Source organism: Nocardioides sp. (genome assembly GCF_004803405.1).
GTDB classification, from domain to species: Bacteria; Actinomycetota; Actinomycetes; order Propionibacteriales; family Nocardioidaceae; genus Nocardioides; species Nocardioides vastitatis.
This window is the reverse complement of the sequence record NZ_SSXI01000062.1, coordinates 17,590-38,528: the sequence shown is the minus strand read 5'-3', so window position 1 is coordinate 38,528 and position 20,939 is coordinate 17,590. Positions and strand designations below refer to the sequence as shown.

The window sequence follows — 20,939 nt, the reverse complement described above, 5'->3', positions numbered from 1 at the left end:
TACTGCAAACCCCGAGTGTCAACCAAAGCGGGGGCAGACCCTCGCCGGGATCTTCGGTGTGAAACGACCAAGTCACGCACTGAAGGAGAACCACCGATGGCCCTGTCCCAATCTGCCCTGTCCGAGCTGCTCAAGGCGTTCCGCACCGGCGACGGTGTCGACATGATCCGCGAATCGGTCCGCACCGTGCTCCGAGAGCTCGTTGAGTTCGAAGCCGCGGGCGTGATCGGCGCCGAGCGCTACGAACGCACCGAGGACCGGCTCACCGAACGTAACGGCACCCGCCCCAAGCTGCTGGCCACCAAGGCCGGCGACAGCGACGTCCGGATCCCCAAGCTTCGCAAGGGCTTTTACTTCCCCTCCATCCTCGAGCCCCGCCGACGCATCGACCAGGCGCTCTACGCGGTGGTGATGGAGGCCTACGTCCACGGCATCTCGACCCGCAGCGTCGATAACCTGGTCGTCGCGCTCAGCGCCGACTCCGGGTTTTTCAAGTCCGAGGTCTCTCGGATCTGCGAAGGCCTCGACCAGTCGGTCGGTGCGTTCCGGACCCGGCCGCTGGACCACACCGTTCCCCTACGTCTACCTCGACGCGACCTACCTTCACGTGCGGAACAAGCCCGGCAAGGGCGGCCAAGTGGTCTCGATGGCGGTCGTGGTGGCCACCGGGATCGCCGCCGACGGCACCCGTGAGGTCCTCGGCCTCGACGTCGGCGACAGCGAGGACGAGACGTTCTGGCGCGCCTTCCTACTCAGCCTCAAACAACGCGGCCTAGGCGGTGTCCGGCTGGTCATCAGCGACCAGCTCACCACCTCGTTCCCGAAGGTCGGCCCGTTGATGGACGCCGCGAAGGTCGAGGTCCTCGCGTTCACCTCCTTCCCCAGAGCCCACTGGCGCAAAATCTGGTCGACTAACCCCCTCGAGCGACTCAACAAAGGGATCAAACGCCGATCCCGCGTCGTCGGGATCTTCCCCAACTTCGCCGCCGTCATCCGACTCGTCGGAGCAGTCCTCATCGACATGCACGACGAATGGATCGCCGGCGACCGCCGCTACCTATCCGAGAGGTCCATGGCGCAGCTCGACACCACCATGGATACTGGGGATCACACTGCCATCGAGAGTGGCAAGTAGGGCACCGAGGACCACCTCAAAGCCCACCACCCCGCGGGGCTCTGTCCCGGATCGCGTGCCTGCATGATGCAACCTTCCGGTCTTGAGGAGGTTCCCCCGACCGCTCAGCGTTGGCGAAGCAGGGTCGCGGTGAGGTGGAACCCGGGGCCGACGGCGGCAATCATGACGTACGGGCTGGTGATGTCGGTGAAGAAGTGCGACAGGTTCACTGGGTAGGTCGCGAGGGTCATGTTGCCGAACGTCTCGAAGGTCTCGAGGTACTGACGCGGTCCGATTCGGTCGGCCCAGTGGTCGATCAATGTCCGGGAGCCCTGATGGGTGATGAGCGCGACGTCGCGGCCTGTAACGCCGTTGCACGCCAGGACGTAGTTGACCAGGTCGGGTAGGCCTTCCTTCATGATGCTTTGGTAGACGGCCACCCCTTCGGTCGCGTCTATCTCGTAGGTGGGGACAGGCAGATTGTCCGCGCCGACCGGCACAACGCTGCGACAACCCGTACTCAGCGACCGGGTGTACATGCGCATGGAGTGGAACTGGTCGCTGTAGGTGCGTGTCTGGTGATCGACGAGTGCTAGACGCGCGTCGCCGGCCACGACAGCGGCGGCTGCCGCGTCGCTCGCGGTGATCGCATGCCCTTTGGTGTAGTCGACGTGGCGTGTCCAATTGGAGCCACAGACCACCAGGGCATGTTTGATGCGTCCGGCGTCGACTGCCTCACCGGCCATGGCCAGGCTAACTGCGAAGTTGGAAAACTCGCTGTTAACCGGTATCACCATGGCCCGCTCGGACAAACCCAGGTCCCGGTGCACGGTGAACAGCGAATTGGGCGTGACGAACGTCGGTACCGAAGCGTAGCCGTAGAGCCTCTCCACTTGGCTGGGTTCGATGCCTGCGTGCGCGAGCGCCCGGCTGCAGGCCGCGACCATCAGCGGCTCGATCAGCTCACCTGCGCCGAGGTATCGGCGCTCGCCCATCCCGACGAAGAGGTCGGCCTCGACGACGCCCTGATCGTTGGGGGTGCGGTCGAGCTGAGCGTAGAGCGGGTCGTCGTTGCCGCGGGTGTGGGGCGGCAGTGCATGGCCGCACCCCAGCACGCCTGCGCGAGGCATGCGATCAGCCGACATTGCTCAACAGGTCCTGAGCCGGCGTGTCGTCGGTTGTCACGGCCGCGACGAGGGAGGCGGCGCGGCCACGCAACGCCCACGGGACTTCCGCGACGTCGACGCGCGCGTCGATGACGAACGGCTCGCCAGCGGCCAGTGCGGTGGCGATCGCCGCGTCGAGTCCGTCGAGCGAGTCGACCGTCATCGACTCGACGCCGAGTCCTCGTGCGACGAGCGCAACGTCGAGTGGCCGGGCGAACACCGCGTCGTAGGACTCGCTGTAGATCATGCCCTGAAGGTTGTGGACCATCCCGTGCCCGCCGTTGTTCAGCACAACCCAGACGACCGGCACCGAATACTCGGCGGCGGTATGGATCTCCATTCCATTCATGGCGAAGGCCGCGTCGCCGATCAGCGCCACAACGGGCCGGTCAGGGTCGGCGATCTTTCCGCCGATTGGGGCGCCCATCGCATAGCCCATCGATGCCATGTTGAGCGACACGTGCATGTCACCCGGCTCCTTGAAGGCGTAGAACTGGCCGAGCCAGCTCAGGCAGTTGCCGTTGTCGGCGTAGATCATCACATCGCTGGGCAGCGTCTCGCTGAGCCGGGCGACCACCGCGGACGCCTGGAGTTGTTCGTGACCTCGCTGCAGTTCAGTCGACCGGTAGCGACGACGCGGCAGCACGGGATGAGCGCGCGCAGGCGGCGATGACGGGCAGGCGGCAAGGTCGGCCACCAGCATGCGCAGCAGCGCCTCGGCGTCGCCTACGACGCCGACGTCGACAGGGACGTGCTTGCCGATCTGCAGCGGGTCCACGTCGATCTGGCAGACCTGCCGGCCGCGGAACAGTTGCGGGTTCCAGCCGTGCGTCGACATCTCGCCGAGCGCGCTGCCGATGATGAGGATGAGGTCGACGTCAGCGGAGAGCGCGTACTCGTGCGCCGCCGGGTTGCCGCCGAAGCCGAAGACGCCGAGCGAGAGTGGATGGTCCTCGGGGAACACGCTCTTGCCCTTGATGGTCGTTGCCACCGGGATGTCGAGCCGTTCGGCCAGCTGCTTGAGCTGTTCGTGGCTGCGTGCGCGCTTGGCGCCCTGCCCAGCGAGGATCAACGGACATCGGGCCGCTCGCAACGCATCGGCGAGCTCGGCCACCGCTGCGGGCCCGGGTGCCGGACGACTCGGCGTAGCCGGTGCATCGACGTCTAGCGCTCCGGCCTGCGCCGGCTTGGTCATCAGGTCGGCCGGAATGTTGAGATGGACTGCGCCGGATCGACCGCTCAGCGCGGTACGGACCGAATGTCGGGCGAGCCGGATGAGCTCGGCCGGGTTGTTCAGCATTGCCGAGAGCTTCGTGGCCGAACGGTACACGTCGACGAGGTCAATGCTCCAGTTGCCTCCGCTTGCGTCCTGTAGCGCCCCGGTGCCGAACGTCGCAGTCGAAACCTGGGCGGTGATGAGCAGAACCGGCACGCCGTCACTCGATGCACTCGCCACGCCGGTCAGCGCATTCGTGCCACCAGGGCCGGTCGTGGTGCAGACCGCGCCGAGGCCACGCCGCGCCTGTGCGTACCCCAGTGCCATGAAAGCGGCGCCCTCTTCGTGTTTAGCAAGCACCGTGCGGACCGCGCTCTGCCGTGACAGCGCCTCGTACAAGGCGAAGAGCGGGCCGCCCGGTACACCGAACAGGTGGGACACGCCGTTGGCCGCCAGCGTGCGAACCAATGCATCGGCCACGGAGGGATAAATCGGCTGCTCCATCACGGCCCCTCCAGCGCGACCGGGCGACGGTCCAGCGCGTCGAACCAGGCCGTGGCGCCGACTTCCACCGCCGCTGCGCGGTTAATCGCCGACAGCAGCGCCTCGACTGCGGCGGTGGTCTCGGACGCGTTCAGCGCGGCACCCCAGGCGCATCGACCGCCGGCCTCGACATGGGTATAGGCGGCAATCCGAGGGCGTGCGCCGCCGTCCGCGACATGACTCGACTGTTCCTTCACCGTGACAGGACATCCCAGGTTCTCGAGCCGAGCGAGAAGGTTGGGCACTGTCTGCTCGTCGAGCATGCACAACTCCGCCCCGCTGGGCGTCGCGACGGTCATCACCGAACCCACGTCGACCAGTCGCAATGGGTCGCGTCGGTGCATGAACTCGCGAGCGAAGAGCTCCCAGACATCTTTGCTCGTCAGCTCGTCGCCCTCAATGTCGGCGTGTGCCTGGACAAGCCTGGACAGTTCGACCTGCAGGCCGCGCGGAAGTTGCAGGCCGTACTGGCTGGCAAGCACGTAGGCGACGCCACCCTTGCCAGACTGACTGTTGACGCGGATCACCGACTCATAATTGCGTCCGACATCTTTCGGGTCGATAGGTAGGTAAGGCACGTCCCACGGCACTGTCCCAGCGTCCTGCTCCGCATGCGCCGCGACGTCCTGAATGGCACGCAGGCCCTTGTTGATCGCGTCCTGGTGGGTCCCCGAGAAGGCTGTGTACACATAGTCACCGGCGTAGGGATGCCGTAGCGAGACTGGGATCTGGGTGCACTCCTCGACCGTTCGGCGGACGCTGTCGATGTCGGAGAGGTCGAGCTGCGGGTCGACGCCCACGCTGAACAGATTAAGCGCCATCGTGGCGAGGCAGACGTTGCCGGTGCGCTCACCGTTGCCGAACAAGCAACCCTCGACCCGGTCTGCACCGGCGGCCAACCCCAACTCAGCCGTGGCGACCGCGGTTCCCCGGTCATTGTGAGGGTGTAGCGAGAGGATCACGGCGTCCCTACGCTCCAGCCGGCGATGCATCCACTCGACCTGGTCTGCGAACACGTCGGGCGTGCTCGCCTCCACCGTGGTTGGCAGATTGATCGTCACCGGACGATCGGCACTCGCGGACCAGGTCTCGGTGACCGCGTTGCAGACTCGCAACGCGAACTCCGGCTCGGTCAGGTTGAACACCTCGGGCGAGTACTGGAACCGCATGCGCGTCGTCGGCATCGAGTCGGCCAGCCGAAGCACCTGTACGGCCGACCCGATCGTCATCTCGAGCACCGCCTGCTGGTCGATATCGAAAACCACGCGTCGCCATAGCGGCGCCGTAGCCGCGCAGAGATGGATCATCGCTGTCTTCGCACCGCGAACCGAATCCATGGTGCGTTCGATGAGCTCGGGTCGGGCGGGAGTAAACACCGATATCGTCACGTCATCGGGAATGAGATCGTGGGTGATGAGATGACGGACGAAGTCGAACTCGGTCTGGCTGGCGGAGGGATAGCCGACCTCTACCTCCTTGAACCCCATCTCGACCAGCAGATTGAACAGCACAAGCTTGCGCTGCTGGTCCATAGGCTTGGGCAGTGCCTGGTTACCGTCGCGCAAGTCGACTGAGCACCACAACGGCGCAGTGGTCTGCCGCTGCGCCGGCCAAGTACGGTCTGGGACCTCAACCGTCGGCCAGTCGCGCCGGTAGCGCGCAAACGGCATAGCGCTCGGCTGCTGCGGGTTCCACCATGGTTGCGTTTCGGGCACCGTCCCTGCCGCGGGGCGAATCATCGCCGGCCATAGTGTCTGTTCACCATTTTCGAGCATGTTCGAGAACCTCTCTGGTTGGGCGCATCCCTATGCCGAGCGGGCATAACTGGCGTCGCCCGCGCCAAAAGCCGAAAAGGGTCATGGATGCACTCGTTATGAGAAGATGGAGCCCGCGCGAGCTGCCCTGATAGTTCAACTCTGGCAGTAAACACTTTGCCTCTTAGGCGACGAGTCGGTCCGTCGGTAGTTAGCCTCCGAGGCCAGCGAATGCTGTTTCGAGTCGGTCCGATAACCATGGCGGCAGGCAACCCCTATGTGAAGAGAAGCGAACACATTTGGTCCGTGAATCGCCCGAATGTGGTCCCGCGGCGGAGATCATGCGAACTCAGGGGACGCCTGACATCGCCGGTCGATCGCGTCTGCGAACCCCACGGTGTCGGCGGCAATGGCAATGGGTGTCAACCAGCGGTAGCGTCGCTACCCTCGACCCATCCCGAGGGGGGTCTGCTGCACGGCTAGGTGCCGAGCGCTGAATGCCATCGCTGGCGGTATGGAAAATCTCCATGTAGTCGAAGATCGCGTTCGTCAGTTCGACCCGGGCCTTCCACTTCTTTCGGTTGAGGAGCTCGATTTGCATCGAGGACCAGAAGCGCTCCTCCATGGCGTTGTCCAGGCCGTCCCCGGCTGTGCCCAAGGAGGGCAGCAGGCCGGCGGAGCGGATCTTCTCGCCGAACACCAGGAGGTGAACTGGGTGCCGTCGTCGGCGTGGACGATTCCGCCCGGCTCAGGACGGCGGTTGCGGATAGCCATGTCGAGGGCGTTGACCACCAGCGTTGAGTCCCTGGCCCGAATCGATCGACCAGCCTACGATCCGACGGCTGTAGGCGTCGAGCACCGCGGCACAGTAGAGCCGCCCTTTGCTGGTGCGATGCTGGGTGATGTCGGTGACCCACAGCTCGTTGGGCCGGATCCGGTGGAACTTACGATTGATCAGGTCATCGGCAGTCGCGACGCCACGCAGGCGCTTGACGCGGGTAGGCCTTGCGCTGGCCCGCGGGACTTGGCGGCAACATGCTCTGACCTGCAGGAATGGCGACCAGCCAGCATTGCTTCGCTATGTTGCCTGCTGCTCCACTTTGCGGACTTTCGCGCCTCAATCCGTGTCCAAAGTGTGTCCACCCTCGAATCCCATCGGCTCACCTCGCGTTTGAGTTCATGACCGACCTGGACGTGGCGGACGGGCTCGACCGCGGTGCTGCCACCAGCAAGGGCAGTGTGCACCTCCACGCTCAACGCGCCTTGGTAGAGCTCGTCCGCCCAAGTTGCAATAGGGATGCGCATCGGGCTACCGGTAACGCCGGGTCGCGCCCCGGTCAGATCATGCTGTCACCAGATCGTGCAGCAGTCCCCTTCTCACCTCCTCCCTGGTAGCAGGTGCTGGATCGCGTTTGGGCCTCGCGATCTGCTATTGCGACTGTTAGGTTGCCGCGGGTGAGGCGAACACTTCTGACCGTTGTTGCCGCGACCGTGCTGCTGGTGCCGCTCTTCGGAGGGTCGACCTCTAGCAGTGCCACACCGGCTACCGTCGTCGCGGTCGCCGGATGCAGTTTGGGTGGGCCAACGAGTTACCTGTACTGCAACAAGACCCCGCGGGCGAACTTCGTCATGAAGCACTCCGACGGGACCTATTACTCCTACGCCTCTGGAGGCGAGGACGGCTTCCCGGTCTACACCTCGCCCGACCTTCTGACCTGGACGCCAGTGCCGGCTGATGCGCGGCCCCAGGGCTCGGACGGCCAGGGCGGCGGGGACGGTCAGGACCCGGATTGGCTCGACGCCGACCCCCGGTACTGGCCGCCGGAGGTGATCGAGCGGAACGGCAAGTTCTACATGTTCTACTCAGCTGTTGCGAGCGCCGACAGCAAGCCGCGCACCCCGTCTTGTCAGAACAACCACTTCATCGGATTAGCCATCGCCGACTCGCCGACCGGACCGTTCATTGACATCGGACGGCCACTCATGGGTGGTTCGGGCTACAACGACGCAGACGGCACGCCATGGGGGCAGACCCGCACGATCGATCCCAACCCGTTCGTGGACGTCGACGGAACCGTGTACCTCTACTTCACCAAGCCAGGCAGGTGCTACGCCTACAACGGGCAGCGGGAAAGCCGAATCTTCGTCGCCAAGCTGCGCAGCGACCTCAAACAGCTCGCCAGCGATCCGGTCATGGTGCTCAAGCCGAGCCAGGCCTGGGAATCCCAGACGAGCGAAGACAACATCAAGAACGAAGCGCCCGCGATGTTAAGAAGGGACGATCGCTACTACCTGATGTACTCGGCCAACGGGTTCAACGACGACTCCTACGCCGTCGGGTACGCGGTGAGCACCAGCCCCACCGGTCCCTTCAACAAGTTCAACCGGAACCCGATCATCTCATCGGTCGATGGCATCGAGAAGGCGGGCCACAACCACATCATCTACAGCCCCGACGACCGTCACGTGTACACGACCTACAACACGTTCGAAGGAAAGTTCCTCTCCCGTATTGACGTCCGCGGCGACCACACCTTGTACGCCAACGGCCCTTACGCGACCATTGGGAGCGGAACCGAGCTGCGCGTGGCACCTAAACCTTCCGGGGCTCCGATCTACGACGCAAGTGGCAATCAGACGAACACGGTCTACGACCACGCATGGAAAGCCTCAGCCACAGCAAGTTCCTTTGTCCCCGACGGCCGCCACGGGCCCCACAAAGTCACCGATGGCGAGATCGGGGTGCAACCGAGGTTCGCCAGCTATGACTGGCAAGCCGATGGAGAGCGCGCCGGTGCATGGGTCAAGCTCACCTGGGACGCCCCGCGGCCCGTGAACACCATCTTGATCTACCCCTCAGCCGACCCAAACCACGCAGTCAGCAGCGGCATCCTGCGACTGAATGGCGCCACCACCATCCCCGTCACCTTCCCCTCACAGCCCAAAGCGCCGGCGATCATCGGACCCGACCAACTGGGCGGCCAGGTGTCGATCAGCGAGCTCACCTTCACCGTCAACGGCTTCGCCAGCGGAGCCACCGGCAACGCCGCACTCAGCGACATCTCAGTACTCGGCCCGCCCCCCACACCCTAGAACTCGGCCGCGAATAGAGCGATCAGCGCGGCCGAGGAGGTCTTCGAGATCCGCTGCCCCAGGGACACTGTTGGCAGACCCGCGACTTCCGCGCCTCAACCCTTTAGTAGCGTCCGACCCGGCTACCTACCCAGGCCGGCGCGTTCCTCGTCGGCCCAACCCTCAAACGGCTAACGCTCGACGCACCAAACTCGGCCCGCGACTTAGCTAGAAGCACACGGCCGCGGGCGCTGCGCCACCGGCGACTTGAGCGCCCGGAGGTCAGTTGTCGGTGCGGATCACGCACCACACGTGGTCGAATCGGCGGGAGTCGAGGTCACTGCGGCGCATCCACACTTCGAGGTGACGGCGGCCGTGGAACCAGTTGATGAGCGCGTCGGTTTCGGTGATGGCGAGCGGGTTTACATCGAACAGAAGCACATGGTCGTCATCGCCGGTGAGCGGGAGCTGCTGGTCGAGTACGTCGAGGAGCTCCTTGTTGGTCTCGGCGTGACCGAAGCCGCCCATCCGCGAGATCGGCGGGAGCGGCTCGTAATCGTCATCCCATGGAGTCAGACGTCCGCGATGGTCGTCAGCCATCAGGTTCATCTCGTATGCCGACTGCTCCAGCCACTGTCTGGCTCGCTCGAAGCGAGTCCATTCCTCGTCGCTGGCGTCGGTCAGGTCCAGCGGCGACGGGACGGTCGCCAGCAGCTGGGGATTGATCGGGAAGGCAGGCACGGCATCGAGCGGCCCACCTTCGGCGACTTCGAGGTCGACCTCCTCGCCAGCGGGGATGGGGTGCCACGCCACGTGCCACGCGGTGGTGTCATCCGTGGTGTCCCATCCGAAGGTCTCCAAGTCGTGGAACAGCTGGATCACACCGTCGCCGGGCAGTCCGGTGAGCGCGAAGTGGTCCTCGCCCTGGTTGAGCACCTCGCTCGCGAGGTCGACCTGTACGACATGGGTCAGGGGGGCCCCGTCCGAGCGGGTGGGCCACTCCCATCCCGACACATCACCGGGCACAGCGGGTCGACCGCAGAACCACGATCGTGCGAAGTCGAGCGGATCCGAGCCGGTCTCGACGAGGTCCTCAGCGACGGGGAGCCCGAGCGCGACCCCGACCGGCATGCGGTCGGCGTCGAAGGCGACCTCGGGATGCGAGCGGTACTCGTCGGGATGGAGGACGGCGCGTGGAAACGGCGGGAACAACACGGTGCCCAGCGCGTGCCGCAGCGCCTCGTCGGTCCCCTCCGACTCCCGGAACGCAATGAGGATCGCTTCGCGTTCCGCCCCGCCCGCGGCGAGCGCGGTCAGCGTGTCACTGACCAGGGCCGCCTCGATGACCTCGGTTTCATGCTCCGGCAAGGTTGCTTCGGCGCGCAGCAACTCGGCCCAGCGAGCAACGAGGTCCATCGGGGCGACTCCAATCAGCATTCGGGGTTTACGGGAGGCCAGCGATCTTCACGCCGCAGAACGCGAGCAGACGCAGCCCTGCCAGGTGCATGTTCGCCAGACTGTAGCCAGCCAAATCTTGACGCATCGTCAGGTTGCGGTTCGCCGGGACCCGGGTTAGCCCGAGGGATCGCAGTTCGGCCCTGGTCATGTTCTTGAGCTTGGTGCTCATCATGGCGCTCACGCAGGCGCGGTGGATGCCGCGGCGGATGAGGACGAGGTTCTGCTTGTTGTGGATCTGCCATGCCCGGAACCGTCCGACGTTGGCCTGCTCGACGATGTGGTGCCACTCGTATCCGCTGCGGCCGGGGTGATTCCTCTTGAATGCGGCGAACGTGGAGTAGCCGTTGGACCTGCGGAAGGCGCCATTGATGCGGATGACGTGCCCGGCGGCGGTGTAGAAGTTCCCTTTCACGGCGCTGCCCACTTGTCGCACCGTGTATCCGGCACGTCGTGCGGCCTCGGCCGCCGCCCGCTGGGCCGCGGCCCTGGTGGCGGCCCGTACGGCGACCTTGTGGGTGATGGCGCGGCCCGCGACGATCAGCGGCACGAACCACCACGGGTCTGCGATGACCGGGTAGGTGGCGTACCGGTGGTCGACGACCTGCACGAGCGTGGAGCCGGTCACCTCGAAGTGGGTCGGGACAGGCGCGCCCGTCGCGTCGACGGCCCACGGGACACCGAACGCGCCGACGATTTTCCCTTCTGCGTTGAGGGCGTACACGGCTCCGGAGGTCTGCCGTGCAAGTCTCACGCCTTTGGGGAGGTCGACGGGGAACTCGTACCGGGTTGGGGCTGCGTGGCCGTCGATTGCGATCTGGGTGCGGGTCGAGGACGCGACGCCTGGCGTGGCGTTCGGGTCGACCCGGTCAACGATGAGCTTGGTGTCGGGATGGGTCCCGTCGTAGACGACGGTGCCTGCGCCGACGGCTTGGGCGGTGCCGGTGGCGGGGAGGTCGATCGTGGCCTCACCGCCGCCGGGGAGGCTGGTGCGGATGCCGTCCTTGGCAGTGCGGGGCAGGACGCTGCCCTCGGTGGTGGCCTTGCCGGCGACCACGGGTGCGGTGTCGGTCGCGGAATCCGCGAGAAGCGAGGTGGCGATGTCGAGCGGGTCGACCTGGGGCAGGGGAAGACTGTCGATCCTGATCGTGGCCGGCACCTGGGTGAGCGCGAGGCACAGGGCGATGATCGCCACGAGCGTCGCGTTGAGGGGTCGCTGAAGGGTCCGCATAGCCGCTCCCGAGGTCAGGTGGGGGGTGGGGGGTGGCCCCTCGCGGCGGGGCCCGAGAAGTGGGCTGAGCCTAACTCCAGTGACAGCGATTTGGCAGGCCCCTCTGGGTGAACACTTGGTCGCGTTCTTCAACGACCTCCACCACGCGGCGGCGGGGCTCGGCGTGATGTCGGCCCGGTCCCAGGGGGCCGGAGCTGGTCGCGTGGTGGCTATCTGGCTGTCAGGATGCTGGCCATGGCCACCATCTCGGGGGCGGCCGTTGACCTGATCGACGCCCGCGCAGCAGCCGAGGCCCTCGGCGTCACCGTGAGCCAGGTCCACTGGCTTGCCGGGAAAGGCAGGGTCACCCGGATCCGGCAAGACGGTCGGTACTGGTTCGACAAGACCTCCGTCGAGGACGAGAGGCAGGTCCGCGGTCCAAGTACTCCTGCCTGGTCTCGGCCACGACGAAGCTGCGGCGGATGGGCGCACAATGGCGACTCGCGCGCCACTACGGCATCGCAAACATGCTGATCTTCCACAAGCTAACCGATCTCGACAACGTCGGCGATCAAAGCTCAGCGATGCGTGCGCTGGCCTCCTCGTTGCTGGCGAACGCCGAGACCCGGACCGTCGACCTCTTTCGAAGCGACCAACGAATGACAGGAGCGAAGAGATCTCGCTCAGGCCCTGCCGTGCAGCCTCAGGGTGCTGACCGCGTGGATGGTCGCGAGCCCGCGCCATTCGACCGACTGAGCCGGAGACCAGTGCAAGAAGTCGAAGTCCCATCCACCATCGTCGAGCTGTCCGGCTTCCAGTCGATCGAGGTCGTTGCTGACCTGCTCATCCGTGAACAGGGAACGGCTCGGTGCTCCCGGGAACGGCGACAGGTCAAGAGGGGCGATCTTCTCGTCCTCGATCCCGCCCTCAACAGGTACCGTTCCGTCAGCACGGATGGCCGCACGAAGTCGCTCGACTGCGCTCGATGCTCGCACCGGGTTCGGGACTGAATCAAGGAACTGCAGAGCGAACTTCACGGTGTATCCGCCTGGCGCTTCGTCGGTGTCGATCTGATGCCAGCACCACTCGGTGGCCTTGTCGAGCCACGCATGGTCGACGCCGAGATGCCAGAGTCGGGCCGCGACCGCGAACGTGAGAAATCCACTGGTGGCGCTTGGCTGCATCCAAGGACCGCGCGGGTGTCCTTCGGCTGAGGGCAAGACGGTCGGTAGTCCGCCGTCGCTGTTGGCGATGGAGGCTAGCCACTCGACCGCACCGAGGGTGAGGTCTGTGTCCATCACGTTGATCTCGGCCAGGACCTCCAGCGCGGCCAACGTTGATGCGGGCTGACTTGCGGGGCAGCGGATGTCCGGTTCGAGTGCGTGCCCGAATCCACCATCCGGGTTCTGGTACGGGCGGAGCGCGTCGAGCACAGGAGCGGTTGGTCCGTCGGCGAGGAGTGCTGCCGCACGATGGCGGTCCAGAATGCGCGCGTTGGCTTCGAGGAACTGGAACGCCGCGTGCAGGTCGATACTCATATGCGAAGCTATGCCGCGGTGATCCGTGGGTCTTCCAGAAATCGGACAGGTGTCAGGCCAGTGAGGCGCCTGACCTCGTCGCTCATGTGCGACTGACTCGCGTAACCCGATGCATGGGCGCGGTCAGCGAGTGATCCTGCGGTCGTTCCAACCAGTCGGCGTAGTCGCATAACTCGGGCCAAGGTCTTCGGACCGTAGCCCACGGCGTCACTCATGCGGCGATGGAGCTGGCGTTCGCTCACGCCGAGATCGTCGGCGACCGTGCCGACCCGAGTGTCCGCCTCTGCCAGCATGTGTGCAGCTGCTGCTGTGAGCGGATCAGGTGCGGAGCGATGCCGGAGAACCAGCTGCGTGAGAGCGCGAAGCTGCTCACTTTGATGGAGTGGGAAGCCAGTGAGCCGGTGTGCCTCCGGCCAGAACTCCCCGAGGGGAACCATCTGGTCGCGCACCTCTGACGCAGGCACACCGAGAACGCCGCCGGCGACGCCGGGCCGCAGCCGAACACCGACGATCGGAGGCACCGACTTCCAGACCAACGGGCCGGTATCGGCGCCAGCGACGATCAGGTGATCGCCGAACCACAGGAGGTCCACGCAACCATCGGGCACAACGCGCAACTCCCCCGCATCCACCGCGTCCTGCTGCCACAGGCAGGCCACCGACGGCTCAAGACCAGTCGGTGCTTGGAACTCGCGGTATCGCATCACCCGATCCTAGGCAGCCGCTGTTGTCGTCTGCGGTCGGAAAGTGGATGGAGAAGGCACCGAGACCTTCCGCCTCACCGCCCCGCGACGGCTCGAGGATCGACCAGCAGTCCTCGTCACGCACCAGCGCCAGCGCGTCGGCGGAGGGCTGTGGGACCGCCCCTGCAGGGTGCTCGTGATACGACCGCTGCCCAGGAAGCACGTCGAAGGTCTTCCCGCTTCGCCCTCGAGATCGAGAACCTGCCTCACCGGCTGGCTCGTCGAGGTCGAGGTGGATGCGGCCTTCCCCGCCGCGAAGGAGTGACGTCGGGGGTGTGGCCGTGTGCATCGGCCGGACCTGACGATCCTCGCCAGCTGCGACGCGGTCTCAGGTTCACCCGGCCGCGAACAGCTCGCTCGCCTCCTCGACGGTGTCGACGAGGTGGATGTGGTCCTCCATCGGGCGGCCGCGCGCGACCGCCTGCAGGAGCGCCCACGCTGGCAGGTGCTCCGTCCAGTACCGGCGGCCCACGAGCACCATCGGTGCGACCGCGGTCTCGGCCGCGTAGTAGTTCTTGCAGGCGTCCTGGAAGATCTCCTGCACCGTGCCGCTGGTGCCCGGCAGGAAGACGATGCCCGCGTCGCAGACCTGGAGGAGGATCGACTCCCGCAGCGCGTTGCGGAAGTACTTCGCGATCGCGGTCGCGAAGAGGTTCGGCGGCTCGTGGCCGTAGTGCCAGGTGGGAACGCCCAGCGATGGCGCCGGGTCGGGAGACAGGACCAGCGCCTCGCGCGCCGCTTCGAGCCAGGCGTCGACCGACGGGCGGAAAGACGGTACGACGGCGACTCGGGCGAGCGCCTCCGTAAGCGTCCCGGCGGGTGACCTGGCGAACCGGCATCCGAGGTTCGCCGCCTCCATCGCGCCCGGTCCGCCCCCGGTGGCGACCACGAGGTGGCGGCCGAGCAACGCTCCGAGCCGCGCCGCGGCTTCGTACTCCGCGCTGCCGCGCTGCGCGGCGTGGCCACCCATCACCCCGACCATCCGGCGCCCCTGCACCCAGTCGGTGAGGGCGCGGTCGATCGCCACGTCGTGCCGCACCTGCGCGAGGAGGTCGGAGGCACCGTCGGTCGCCTGCGCCCAGGCGTGGGCCCGCCCGTCGACCGTCCGCTCGTACGGCGTGGTGTCGAAGAGCTCGTCCGGACTGTAGAGACCTGACCGCTCGACGTCGACCGGCGCACGGTCGATCGACCGCACCACCCGGCCGCCCTGGGCGAGCACCCGGTCGTTGTCGCCGGTCCAGGCGGGCAGCAACTCGAGTGGGTGCTTGATGACTGCGACGTCGATCTCGCTCATTCGGCCGCGGCGACCGAGCAGGTGATGGGTGTGATCGCGGCCTCGACGGCGCTGGGGCATATACATCGGGCGACCATGTCGATATCCGGAATTTGGGCGCGCTGTTCCAAGATGCTGGTCATGGTGACTCCCGATAGTCAATATTCAATGCACCGCATTAGGTGATTGTGATTCATCCTAGGCCCGCCACAATCAAGCACAAGTACACCCTTGCGCAATTGCAGGACCAAATACGGGGTGCCCTTTGGACCAAACCGGGACCAACCTCTAGAAATATGGCCCGAAAGACTCGGGGCGTACATTAATGCTCTTTCAATCGAGGGTGCGGTTTGCGACTGAACCCGCCTTCTCGGAGAGCCTCCGCGCGATGTGGCTCGTTGCTCACCGACCAAAGGGGACAGGCCGTGACTCGTGCTCGATGCGACCAGCCGGCGCTGAGCAGCCACCCACCGGGCCGGTTGTCGCCTCAACCTCGGTTGAGGAATCCGATGACGCAGGCGGTCCACCAACCGGCCTGCGAGATAGCGCCGGTGAGAGCGACACGGACCAGGAGCCCGCGGTCGAGGCCCGCGCCCGCCCCGGCGAGACTGTGTTCCAGGTGGTGGGCGTTCAGGCCGTTGAGGGCGATCAGCAGCACCGCGGCGAGCTTGATGCAGGTGAGCTGATGCAGCTCGGGTTGAAGCATCACCCCGGACATGACCAGCCCGGCGAGGCCGAGCCAGATCATCAGATGCGCGTGCGCAGCGATCTCGACGACTCGACGCAGCGGGAGCTTGCCGAGCAGCCAGAGCAGTCCGAACCAGTCCAGGGTCAGGACGGCTCCGAACCCGACCACCAGCGTTGCGAGGTGGACGAAGAGGGCGGCGCGGTGCAGCAGCGGATCGCTGCTGAGGTGGGTGGAGACCCAGATCGTCGCCACCCAAGCCGCAATGAGTCCGATGCCGGCGCCGGCGTAGAGAACGACCTGCGGAATCAACGGCGCTGGAGGCGCTGGTATGCCGGGCAGCCTCGCAGCGGGCGATGGGTGGACGTCGGCGGTGTCGAGCAGGGCAGTCATGGCGTTGCCTTCCTCCCGAGGGTCCTCGCCCCGGGGTGGGATCGGCGACGGGTCAGTGTCCTGACTTCCAGGCGGCCCGTCGCGCGACTCCCGGAACGGGATGACGCGAGGTGGCCTGGTCACAGTGGCGGGACCGTGCCGGTCTCGCACCGGCTTCCTGCGCACCGTCGACGGTGATATCGGTTGGGTTCGTTGAGATGGCGCGCCCGATACGCCCTCCCCCATAGATGGCTAGACAGGCAGGGCCGACGCGAGGACGAGGACGGCCGGCCACGCCGGCATGCGCCGTACGTCTGGTCGGCGCTCGACGGGGTCAACGGTGTGCATTGGACGTCAACGCTCGCTGCCGACGGCCCAGACGTCCCAGTGCTTGTCGTAGACGGTCTCGCCCGAGGTCGAACGGACGTTGTCGATTACCCAGTCCAGCTCGGCAGTCGCGTGGTCGTGCAGTGCACGGTCCAGACCGACGGTCGCCGTACGGTTGCCGTTGCTGAACGCGATCGTGGTGGCCCGGTGGACGTGGGGCGTGTCGGCGTTCAGGTGCGGCGCATAGAACTGACTCGCCGTGGTCCGAGCGACGTCCAAGGGCTGGTTGAAGGTGCTGCTGACGTTGGTGGCGGCATTGACCTTGACGCTGGTGACGTCGAAGTCGCTGTCGTCGGCCGACGCGGTCGGCGTACGGGTCAGGGCTGCGGCGGCGAGGGTGGCGGCCAGGGCAAGCGAAACACTGGCGTACGTGGCGGTGCGGGCGGTCATGAGGAACTCCTGATCCGAAGCGGCTGGTCCACGTGCCGCCGACCCCACGACGCAAGGTGCGGGAGTCCTCAACTGGACCGGAGCTCAATCGCGAAGCACGGCCGGAAGCACGGAGCCAGCAGGTCTTCGGACTCGGGGTCAATCGGACAAGGCGCCTTCCCAGGCCTGGTGGCCCAGTGGCTTCGTGCCTCGCCCGTCGCCCTCACCGCTGCGCGACAGTTCCGGACTCTCACCGGATTCCCTCACCCACGGGGGTGTGACTGGCTCGCGACGGAATCTACGCATCGCGAAACCCCCGCCGCAATCGGGTGTGAGACCCAACACAACATGTTGGATAGATGGCGCCGGCAAATCTAGTTAGCACCACAGGACCTCGGCCTGCGCGGACTGGGACAGCTTGAGGCGACTGTCACGACCGGGTGTGGACCGCACCGGACCCCGGTGACCGTGCACGCCGTCCCGGAGTCGCTGCAGGAGGACCGTCAGATCGCCTACAGCCCAGTGATGACCGTGATGGACAACCTCCAACCCGAAGGGCCTACTCACGCGCGAGCGTTCCGGACGTGCCGATGCCTATCGGGCCGCGGGACCGCGGGAGACCGAAATGACTGCATCAGGTCACCCGCTCCCCTGGATGGCACTGTCACCAGATCATGCGGCAGGCTCGTCGACCAGAAGCTCCCCGGGCCCGACAGAGCGAGAGTGTCGCCTGCCTTAATACTCGGTGACGCTCGAGACGAGCTTCTCGTGCTTCATCAAGGATTTGTTCTCTTCCCTGTAATGGGACCGCACGGCATCGATGACGCGGGTGATCTCCGCGTCTGACAATTCAGGGTAGATCGGCAGGCAGAGGTGATTCTCCACGAACCGTTGGGCGTGGTGTAGTCCGCGCGCCTTATGTTGGATTTGTTGGAATGCCGGCTGTTGGTGCACGAGTTTGGCGTACACCTGTTCGGTGCTGATTCTCGCCCGATTCAATGAGTTGGCCAGTTCGGCCCTGTCGGTCGGGTCGGCCGTCAGGACGGCGTACTTGTAGTAGGTGTGCTGGCGGTCTGCGGCGTCGCTGGGCAGCACCAAAGGCAGGTCTTGGAACGCTTCGGAGTATTGGGCTGCGATCTGCCGTCTGCGATCTGTCCAGGCGGGCAGCAATTCGAGCTGGTGCTTGATGACTGCGGCATCGATCTCGCTCATTCGGCCGCGGTGACCGAGCAGGTGATGGGTGTTGCGGTCTCCGTCCCGGCCGAGATCGGCGAGTGCGCGCAGGGTGCTGACATGGTGGGGATTGCGGGCGACGACCATGCCGGCGTCGTGCAGACCGCCGACGTTCTTGCCGACCCAGAACGAGAAGCAGCCGAAGTCACCGATCGTGCCGGCGTGGCCGAGGCCGCTGTGGGCTCCGGCAGCCTGCGCGCAGTCCTCGATCACTGCCAGCCCGTGGCGCTGCGCCAGCTCGTTGAGCGCGTTCATGTCGGCCATCAGGCCGTGCATGTGCACGGCGATGATCGCCCTGGTCCGGTGGGTGATCGCGGCCTCGACGGCGCTGGGGTCGATACACCGGGTGACCGGGTCGATGTCGACAAGCACTGGCACCGCCTGGGTGTAGGCCACGGCGAATCCGGTGGACACGAACGTCAAGGCCGGCATGATCACTTCGTCACCGGGGCGGAGGTTCAGGCGTCGTACTGAGTTGTGCAGGGCCATCGTCCCGGAGCTCGTGGCCACCGGATGCCCGCCCCATTGTCGGCCCACGAACGCCTCCAACTCTTTCGTCCGGGCGGCCCCATGGTAGGAACCGGCGTCGAAGACTTCATTGATGAGGCGCAGAATATCGCTGCGTAGCAAATCAATCCTGCGACTGTGCGCCTCCGCAGGAATTTGGGCGCGCTTTTCCGAGACGCTGGTCATGGTGACTCCCGATAGTCGAATATGCAACGCGAATGCACCGCATTAGGTCCGCGCTATTCATCCTAGGCCGACCACAATCATGCACAAGTACACCCTCGCGCCATTGCAGGACCAAAACTGGGTGCGCTTCGGACCAAACCGGTACCAAGTTCAAGAAATATGGCCCGATAGACTCGGGACGTGCATTAACGGCTCGCCTTAATCGAGGGTGTGGTCGCGACCTGAACCCGTCGGTCTCCAGGGGCAGGCGCGCGATGTAGCTCGTTAGGTGCCGGAAGGCGAGCGCAAAGCCGCGGAGGTGCTCGAGTCGGCCGTTGATCGCCTCCCGGCAACCCGGCGTAGTCGTGCCCGTCCGCCGCGGCAGGCCAGGACGTCGGCAGCTCGCCAGGTGGTCCGGCCGTGGGTGATGATCTCGAAGTGCGGCGGGATTGCCGTCGCTGATCGAGTCGATCAGCTGCTGCATCAGGGGCGTGCCTGGGCGCGGTCTGGTTCGCGGTCGGCAGCGACCCTCCATTCGTAGGTGCTCCACGGCGCCTCGACCTCAGTATGTGGTCCTCGGCGGCGAGGTCGTCTTCACTGCGATGTTCCTCCACATGGTCGCCGGGCCACGGCCAGGCGAGCCACACCAGCCATCGCGGGGATAACGATCGGGCTCTGTCTCACCCTGGTCCACCTGGGTGATGATCCCTGTCGACGGCACCTCAGTGAACCCTGCCCGATCCCTCGGCGTGGCCTGGTTCGGTGGCGGTGACGCGCGTGGTGAGATCGGCGGATCAATCCGGCTCAGCAGGGTTCGGTTCGGTTGAGATCGTCGAGCGGCTCCTGGCTGCCGGAGCGGCGTTCATCACCGTGAGCAGCCCGCTTCTTTCCGGCGGCCCGGGAAATCTTTGAGGTCTGTGCCGCGGTGGCGGCCCGGCCCGTTGCAACGCAAGGGGAAGCGTCGCCACGGCGATCGCGCCCGCAAACAGGAAGGCGGTTGCGAAGGACGTGAGCTCAGCGATCACCCCGACGGCTACCGAGCCCAGTGCCGTTCCCGCATCGAAGCCGACGTTCCACACTGCGCTCGCGAGGTTGTTGTGCCGACGCGAGACGGCCGTGAAGGAGATCAGGAGCGTCAGGTTCTGCAGTCCCCCGGAGCACAGGCCGATCAGGACCATGGCAACCAGGAAGGAGCCGACGCGGACGCCGTCGGAGTTCGCGACCGACCACGACACGAGCGCCATCCCCACCCCTGTCAGAGGAACCAAGGGCACGAGGAAACGCTGAGCGCCGTAACGATCCGCGCACACCCCGATCCGCCATCGGCTGAGCGCAGCAGACAGCCCCATCAGCAGAAGGCCGCCTGCCGCGACGGACGGGCTGTCGACCATCTGAGGCGTGAACGTGATCACCGCCCCGCCCGCGAACGTGACCGCGAGCAACAGCAGCATCGGCCGCAGCAACCGTCGATAGGCGACGGACTCCGGGTCGCGCGGGTCGGCGGACGTGGTTGTACCCGGGTGCAGGTCCGGTGCGCTGAGGCGGAGTGCCGACGCGAGACGGAGTGCCGCCGGGATGCCGGCCAGCGGTAGAGCGCTCAAGGCGAACGCCACCCAGTAGCCAAGGCTCTCGGCGATCCACGGTCCGGCCGGTAGAAGGACGAGGTACGGCACGGCAACGGCGAGGCCGTAGGCCCCGATCGCCTCCCCGCGGCGCTCTGCACTTACCAGCGCGGCCACAGCGGCACTCCCGGTGACGGTGAGGAGGCCAAACCCGACGCCCCGGACCGCCGAGAGCGCGAGGACCACGCCGAGCCCGTCGCTGAGCGACAACAAGACGCCGGGGACACCCAGCAGCACCAGCCCAATGGTGAGCACCGGCTCCCACCCCAACCTTCGCAGAGCGCGCGGGACGAGCAACTGCGTCAGCACCGTGAACAGCAGAAGCACGCCATTCACGAGTCCCGATCCGGCGGTGGTCGCCCCGCCGTCGACCGCCCATAGCGGGGCGACCGTGAGCAGCACCGCGTACCCGGAGAATCCCGCGCACATCACTGCCGCCAACGGCAACATGCCTGGCTGCCGCCAGATCGGCCCTCCCGCGCTCACGGCCGGTTCAGCGACCAGTCGCGCAACAG

Annotated in this window: 15 protein-coding genes, 2 pseudogenes and 2 riboswitches; of the genes and pseudogenes, 2 read left to right on the top strand and 15 right to left on the bottom strand. The window is 66.0% G+C overall.

Annotated features, from left to right (window positions below; translation table 11 throughout):
- Positions 1 to 96: 96 nt before the first annotated feature.
- Positions 97 to 1,135: pseudogene (locus E7Z54_RS04570) on the top strand (IS256 family transposase).
- A 104-nt stretch (positions 1,136 to 1,239) separates the two neighbouring features.
- Here the strand turns inward: E7Z54_RS04570 and E7Z54_RS04565 are convergent.
- From E7Z54_RS04565 to E7Z54_RS04550, 4 genes and pseudogenes are all read right to left on the bottom strand, one after another.
- Positions 1,240 to 2,244 (bottom strand): 3-oxoacyl-[acyl-carrier-protein] synthase III C-terminal domain-containing protein, encoded by a 1,005-nt coding sequence (locus E7Z54_RS04565; protein WP_168798165.1) that lies wholly within the window; start codon positions 2,242 to 2,244, stop codon positions 1,240 to 1,242.
- A gap of 4 nt (positions 2,245 to 2,248) precedes the next feature.
- Positions 2,249 to 4,000, bottom strand: coding sequence for a thiamine pyrophosphate-binding protein (locus tag E7Z54_RS04560; protein ID WP_136431825.1), 1,752 nt, complete (start codon positions 3,998 to 4,000; stop codon positions 2,249 to 2,251).
- Positions 4,000 to 5,814, bottom strand: a complete 1,815-nt coding sequence (locus tag E7Z54_RS04555; RefSeq protein WP_136431824.1) for a 2-isopropylmalate synthase — start codon at positions 5,812 to 5,814, stop codon at positions 4,000 to 4,002. The genes E7Z54_RS04560 and E7Z54_RS04555 overlap by 1 nt, the downstream gene beginning before the upstream one ends.
- 467 nt (positions 5,815 to 6,281) lie before the next feature.
- Positions 6,282 to 6,796 (bottom strand): annotated as a pseudogene (locus E7Z54_RS04550) (IS3 family transposase); the annotation flags it as partial.
- A gap of 452 nt (positions 6,797 to 7,248) precedes the next feature.
- Here E7Z54_RS04550 and E7Z54_RS04545 point away from each other — a divergent pair.
- Positions 7,249 to 8,886 carry a glycoside hydrolase family 43 protein gene (locus E7Z54_RS04545; protein WP_136431823.1) on the top strand — a complete coding sequence of 546 codons (1,638 nt, stop codon included), beginning with the start codon at positions 7,249 to 7,251 and terminating at the stop codon, positions 8,884 to 8,886.
- Between the two features lie 261 nt (positions 8,887 to 9,147).
- On the opposite strand, the gene E7Z54_RS04540 is transcribed toward E7Z54_RS04545, so the two are convergent.
- The 11 genes from E7Z54_RS04540 to E7Z54_RS04495 form a co-directional block, all read right to left on the bottom strand.
- The gene (locus tag E7Z54_RS04540) at positions 9,148 to 10,281 is read right to left on the bottom strand and encodes a DUF1963 domain-containing protein (RefSeq protein ID WP_168798164.1); all 1,134 of its coding nucleotides are present in this window, start codon (positions 10,279 to 10,281) and stop codon (positions 9,148 to 9,150) included.
- 28 nt (positions 10,282 to 10,309) lie between these two features.
- The gene (locus tag E7Z54_RS04535) at positions 10,310 to 11,551 is read right to left on the bottom strand and encodes a hypothetical protein (RefSeq protein WP_136431821.1); all 1,242 of its coding nucleotides are present in this window, start codon (positions 11,549 to 11,551) and stop codon (positions 10,310 to 10,312) included.
- Between the two features lie 662 nt (positions 11,552 to 12,213).
- Positions 12,214 to 13,068, bottom strand: coding sequence for a hypothetical protein (locus tag E7Z54_RS04525; protein ID WP_136431820.1), 855 nt, complete (start codon positions 13,066 to 13,068; stop codon positions 12,214 to 12,216).
- Positions 13,069 to 13,076: 8 nt separating this feature from the next.
- The gene (locus E7Z54_RS04520; protein ID WP_136431819.1) at positions 13,077 to 13,772 is read right to left on the bottom strand and encodes a helix-turn-helix transcriptional regulator; all 696 of its coding nucleotides are present in this window, start codon (positions 13,770 to 13,772) and stop codon (positions 13,077 to 13,079) included.
- The gene (locus E7Z54_RS24325) at positions 13,735 to 14,100 is read right to left on the bottom strand and encodes a DUF6196 family protein (RefSeq protein ID WP_378527635.1); all 366 of its coding nucleotides are present in this window, start codon (positions 14,098 to 14,100) and stop codon (positions 13,735 to 13,737) included. Before E7Z54_RS24325 ends, E7Z54_RS04520 begins: the two co-directional genes overlap by 38 nt.
- 45 nt (positions 14,101 to 14,145) lie before the next feature.
- Positions 14,146 to 15,105 (bottom strand): LOG family protein, encoded by a 960-nt coding sequence (locus E7Z54_RS04515; protein ID WP_240769515.1) that lies wholly within the window; start codon positions 15,103 to 15,105, stop codon positions 14,146 to 14,148.
- Positions 15,102 to 15,227 (bottom strand): DegT/DnrJ/EryC1/StrS family aminotransferase, encoded by a 126-nt coding sequence (locus tag E7Z54_RS23975; RefSeq protein ID WP_240769514.1) that lies wholly within the window; start codon positions 15,225 to 15,227, stop codon positions 15,102 to 15,104. The genes E7Z54_RS04515 and E7Z54_RS23975 overlap by 4 nt, the downstream gene beginning before the upstream one ends.
- Positions 15,228 to 15,571: 344 nt before the next feature.
- Positions 15,572 to 16,162 (bottom strand): hypothetical protein, encoded by a 591-nt coding sequence (locus E7Z54_RS04510; RefSeq protein WP_136431817.1) that lies wholly within the window; start codon positions 16,160 to 16,162, stop codon positions 15,572 to 15,574.
- 33 nt (positions 16,163 to 16,195) lie between these two features.
- Positions 16,196 to 16,361, bottom strand: a riboswitch (cobalamin riboswitch).
- 134 nt (positions 16,362 to 16,495) lie between these two features.
- On the bottom strand, positions 16,496 to 16,918 hold the full coding sequence (locus E7Z54_RS04505; protein WP_136431816.1) for a hypothetical protein: 423 nt from the start codon (positions 16,916 to 16,918) through the stop codon (positions 16,496 to 16,498).
- A 100-nt stretch (positions 16,919 to 17,018) separates the two neighbouring features.
- Positions 17,019 to 17,198, bottom strand: a riboswitch (cobalamin riboswitch).
- A 434-nt stretch (positions 17,199 to 17,632) separates the two neighbouring features.
- Entirely contained in the window at positions 17,633 to 18,823 is a 1,191-nt protein-coding gene (locus E7Z54_RS04500; RefSeq protein WP_136431815.1) for a DegT/DnrJ/EryC1/StrS family aminotransferase, read from the bottom strand.
- Positions 18,824 to 19,596: 773 nt separating this feature from the next.
- Positions 19,597 to 20,874, bottom strand: coding sequence for an MFS transporter (locus E7Z54_RS04495; RefSeq protein ID WP_136431814.1), 1,278 nt, complete (start codon positions 20,872 to 20,874; stop codon positions 19,597 to 19,599).
- Positions 20,875 to 20,939 lie beyond the last annotated feature (65 nt).

Excerpts from the sequence above, each read along its gene's own strand:
- E7Z54_RS04560 (WP_136431825.1), bottom strand. The coding sequence starts at position 4,000 with ATGGAGCAGCCGATTTATCCCTCCGTGGCCGATGCATTGGTTCGCACG.
- E7Z54_RS04565 (WP_168798165.1), bottom strand. The coding sequence starts at position 2,244 with ATGCCTCGCGCAGGCGTGCTGGGGTGCGGCCATGCACTGCCGCCCCAC.
- E7Z54_RS04555 (WP_136431824.1), bottom strand. The coding sequence starts at position 5,814 with ATGCTCGAAAATGGTGAACAGACACTATGGCCGGCGATGATTCGCCCC.
- E7Z54_RS24325 (WP_378527635.1), bottom strand. The coding sequence starts at position 14,100 with ATGCACACGGCCACACCCCCGACGTCACTCCTTCGCGGCGGGGAAGGC.
- E7Z54_RS04520 (WP_136431819.1), bottom strand. The coding sequence starts at position 13,772 with ATGCGATACCGCGAGTTCCAAGCACCGACTGGTCTTGAGCCGTCGGTG.
- E7Z54_RS04515 (WP_240769515.1), bottom strand. The coding sequence starts at position 15,105 with ATGAGCGAGATCGACGTCGCAGTCATCAAGCACCCACTCGAGTTGCTG.
- E7Z54_RS04500 (WP_136431815.1), bottom strand. The coding sequence starts at position 18,823 with ATGACCAGCGTCTCGGAAAAGCGCGCCCAAATTCCTGCGGAGGCGCAC.
- E7Z54_RS04540 (WP_168798164.1), bottom strand. The coding sequence starts at position 10,281 with ATGGACCTCGTTGCTCGCTGGGCCGAGTTGCTGCGCGCCGAAGCAACC.
- E7Z54_RS04525 (WP_136431820.1), bottom strand. The coding sequence starts at position 13,068 with ATGAGTATCGACCTGCACGCGGCGTTCCAGTTCCTCGAAGCCAACGCG.
- E7Z54_RS04495 (WP_136431814.1), bottom strand. The coding sequence starts at position 20,874 with ATGTTGCCGTTGGCGGCAGTGATGTGCGCGGGATTCTCCGGGTACGCG.
- E7Z54_RS04510 (WP_136431817.1), bottom strand. The coding sequence starts at position 16,162 with ATGACTGCCCTGCTCGACACCGCCGACGTCCACCCATCGCCCGCTGCG.
- E7Z54_RS04535 (WP_136431821.1), bottom strand. The coding sequence starts at position 11,551 with ATGCGGACCCTTCAGCGACCCCTCAACGCGACGCTCGTGGCGATCATC.
- E7Z54_RS04505 (WP_136431816.1), bottom strand. The coding sequence starts at position 16,918 with ATGACCGCCCGCACCGCCACGTACGCCAGTGTTTCGCTTGCCCTGGCC.
- E7Z54_RS23975 (WP_240769514.1), bottom strand. The coding sequence starts at position 15,227 with ATGACCAGCATCTTGGAACAGCGCGCCCAAATTCCGGATATCGACATG.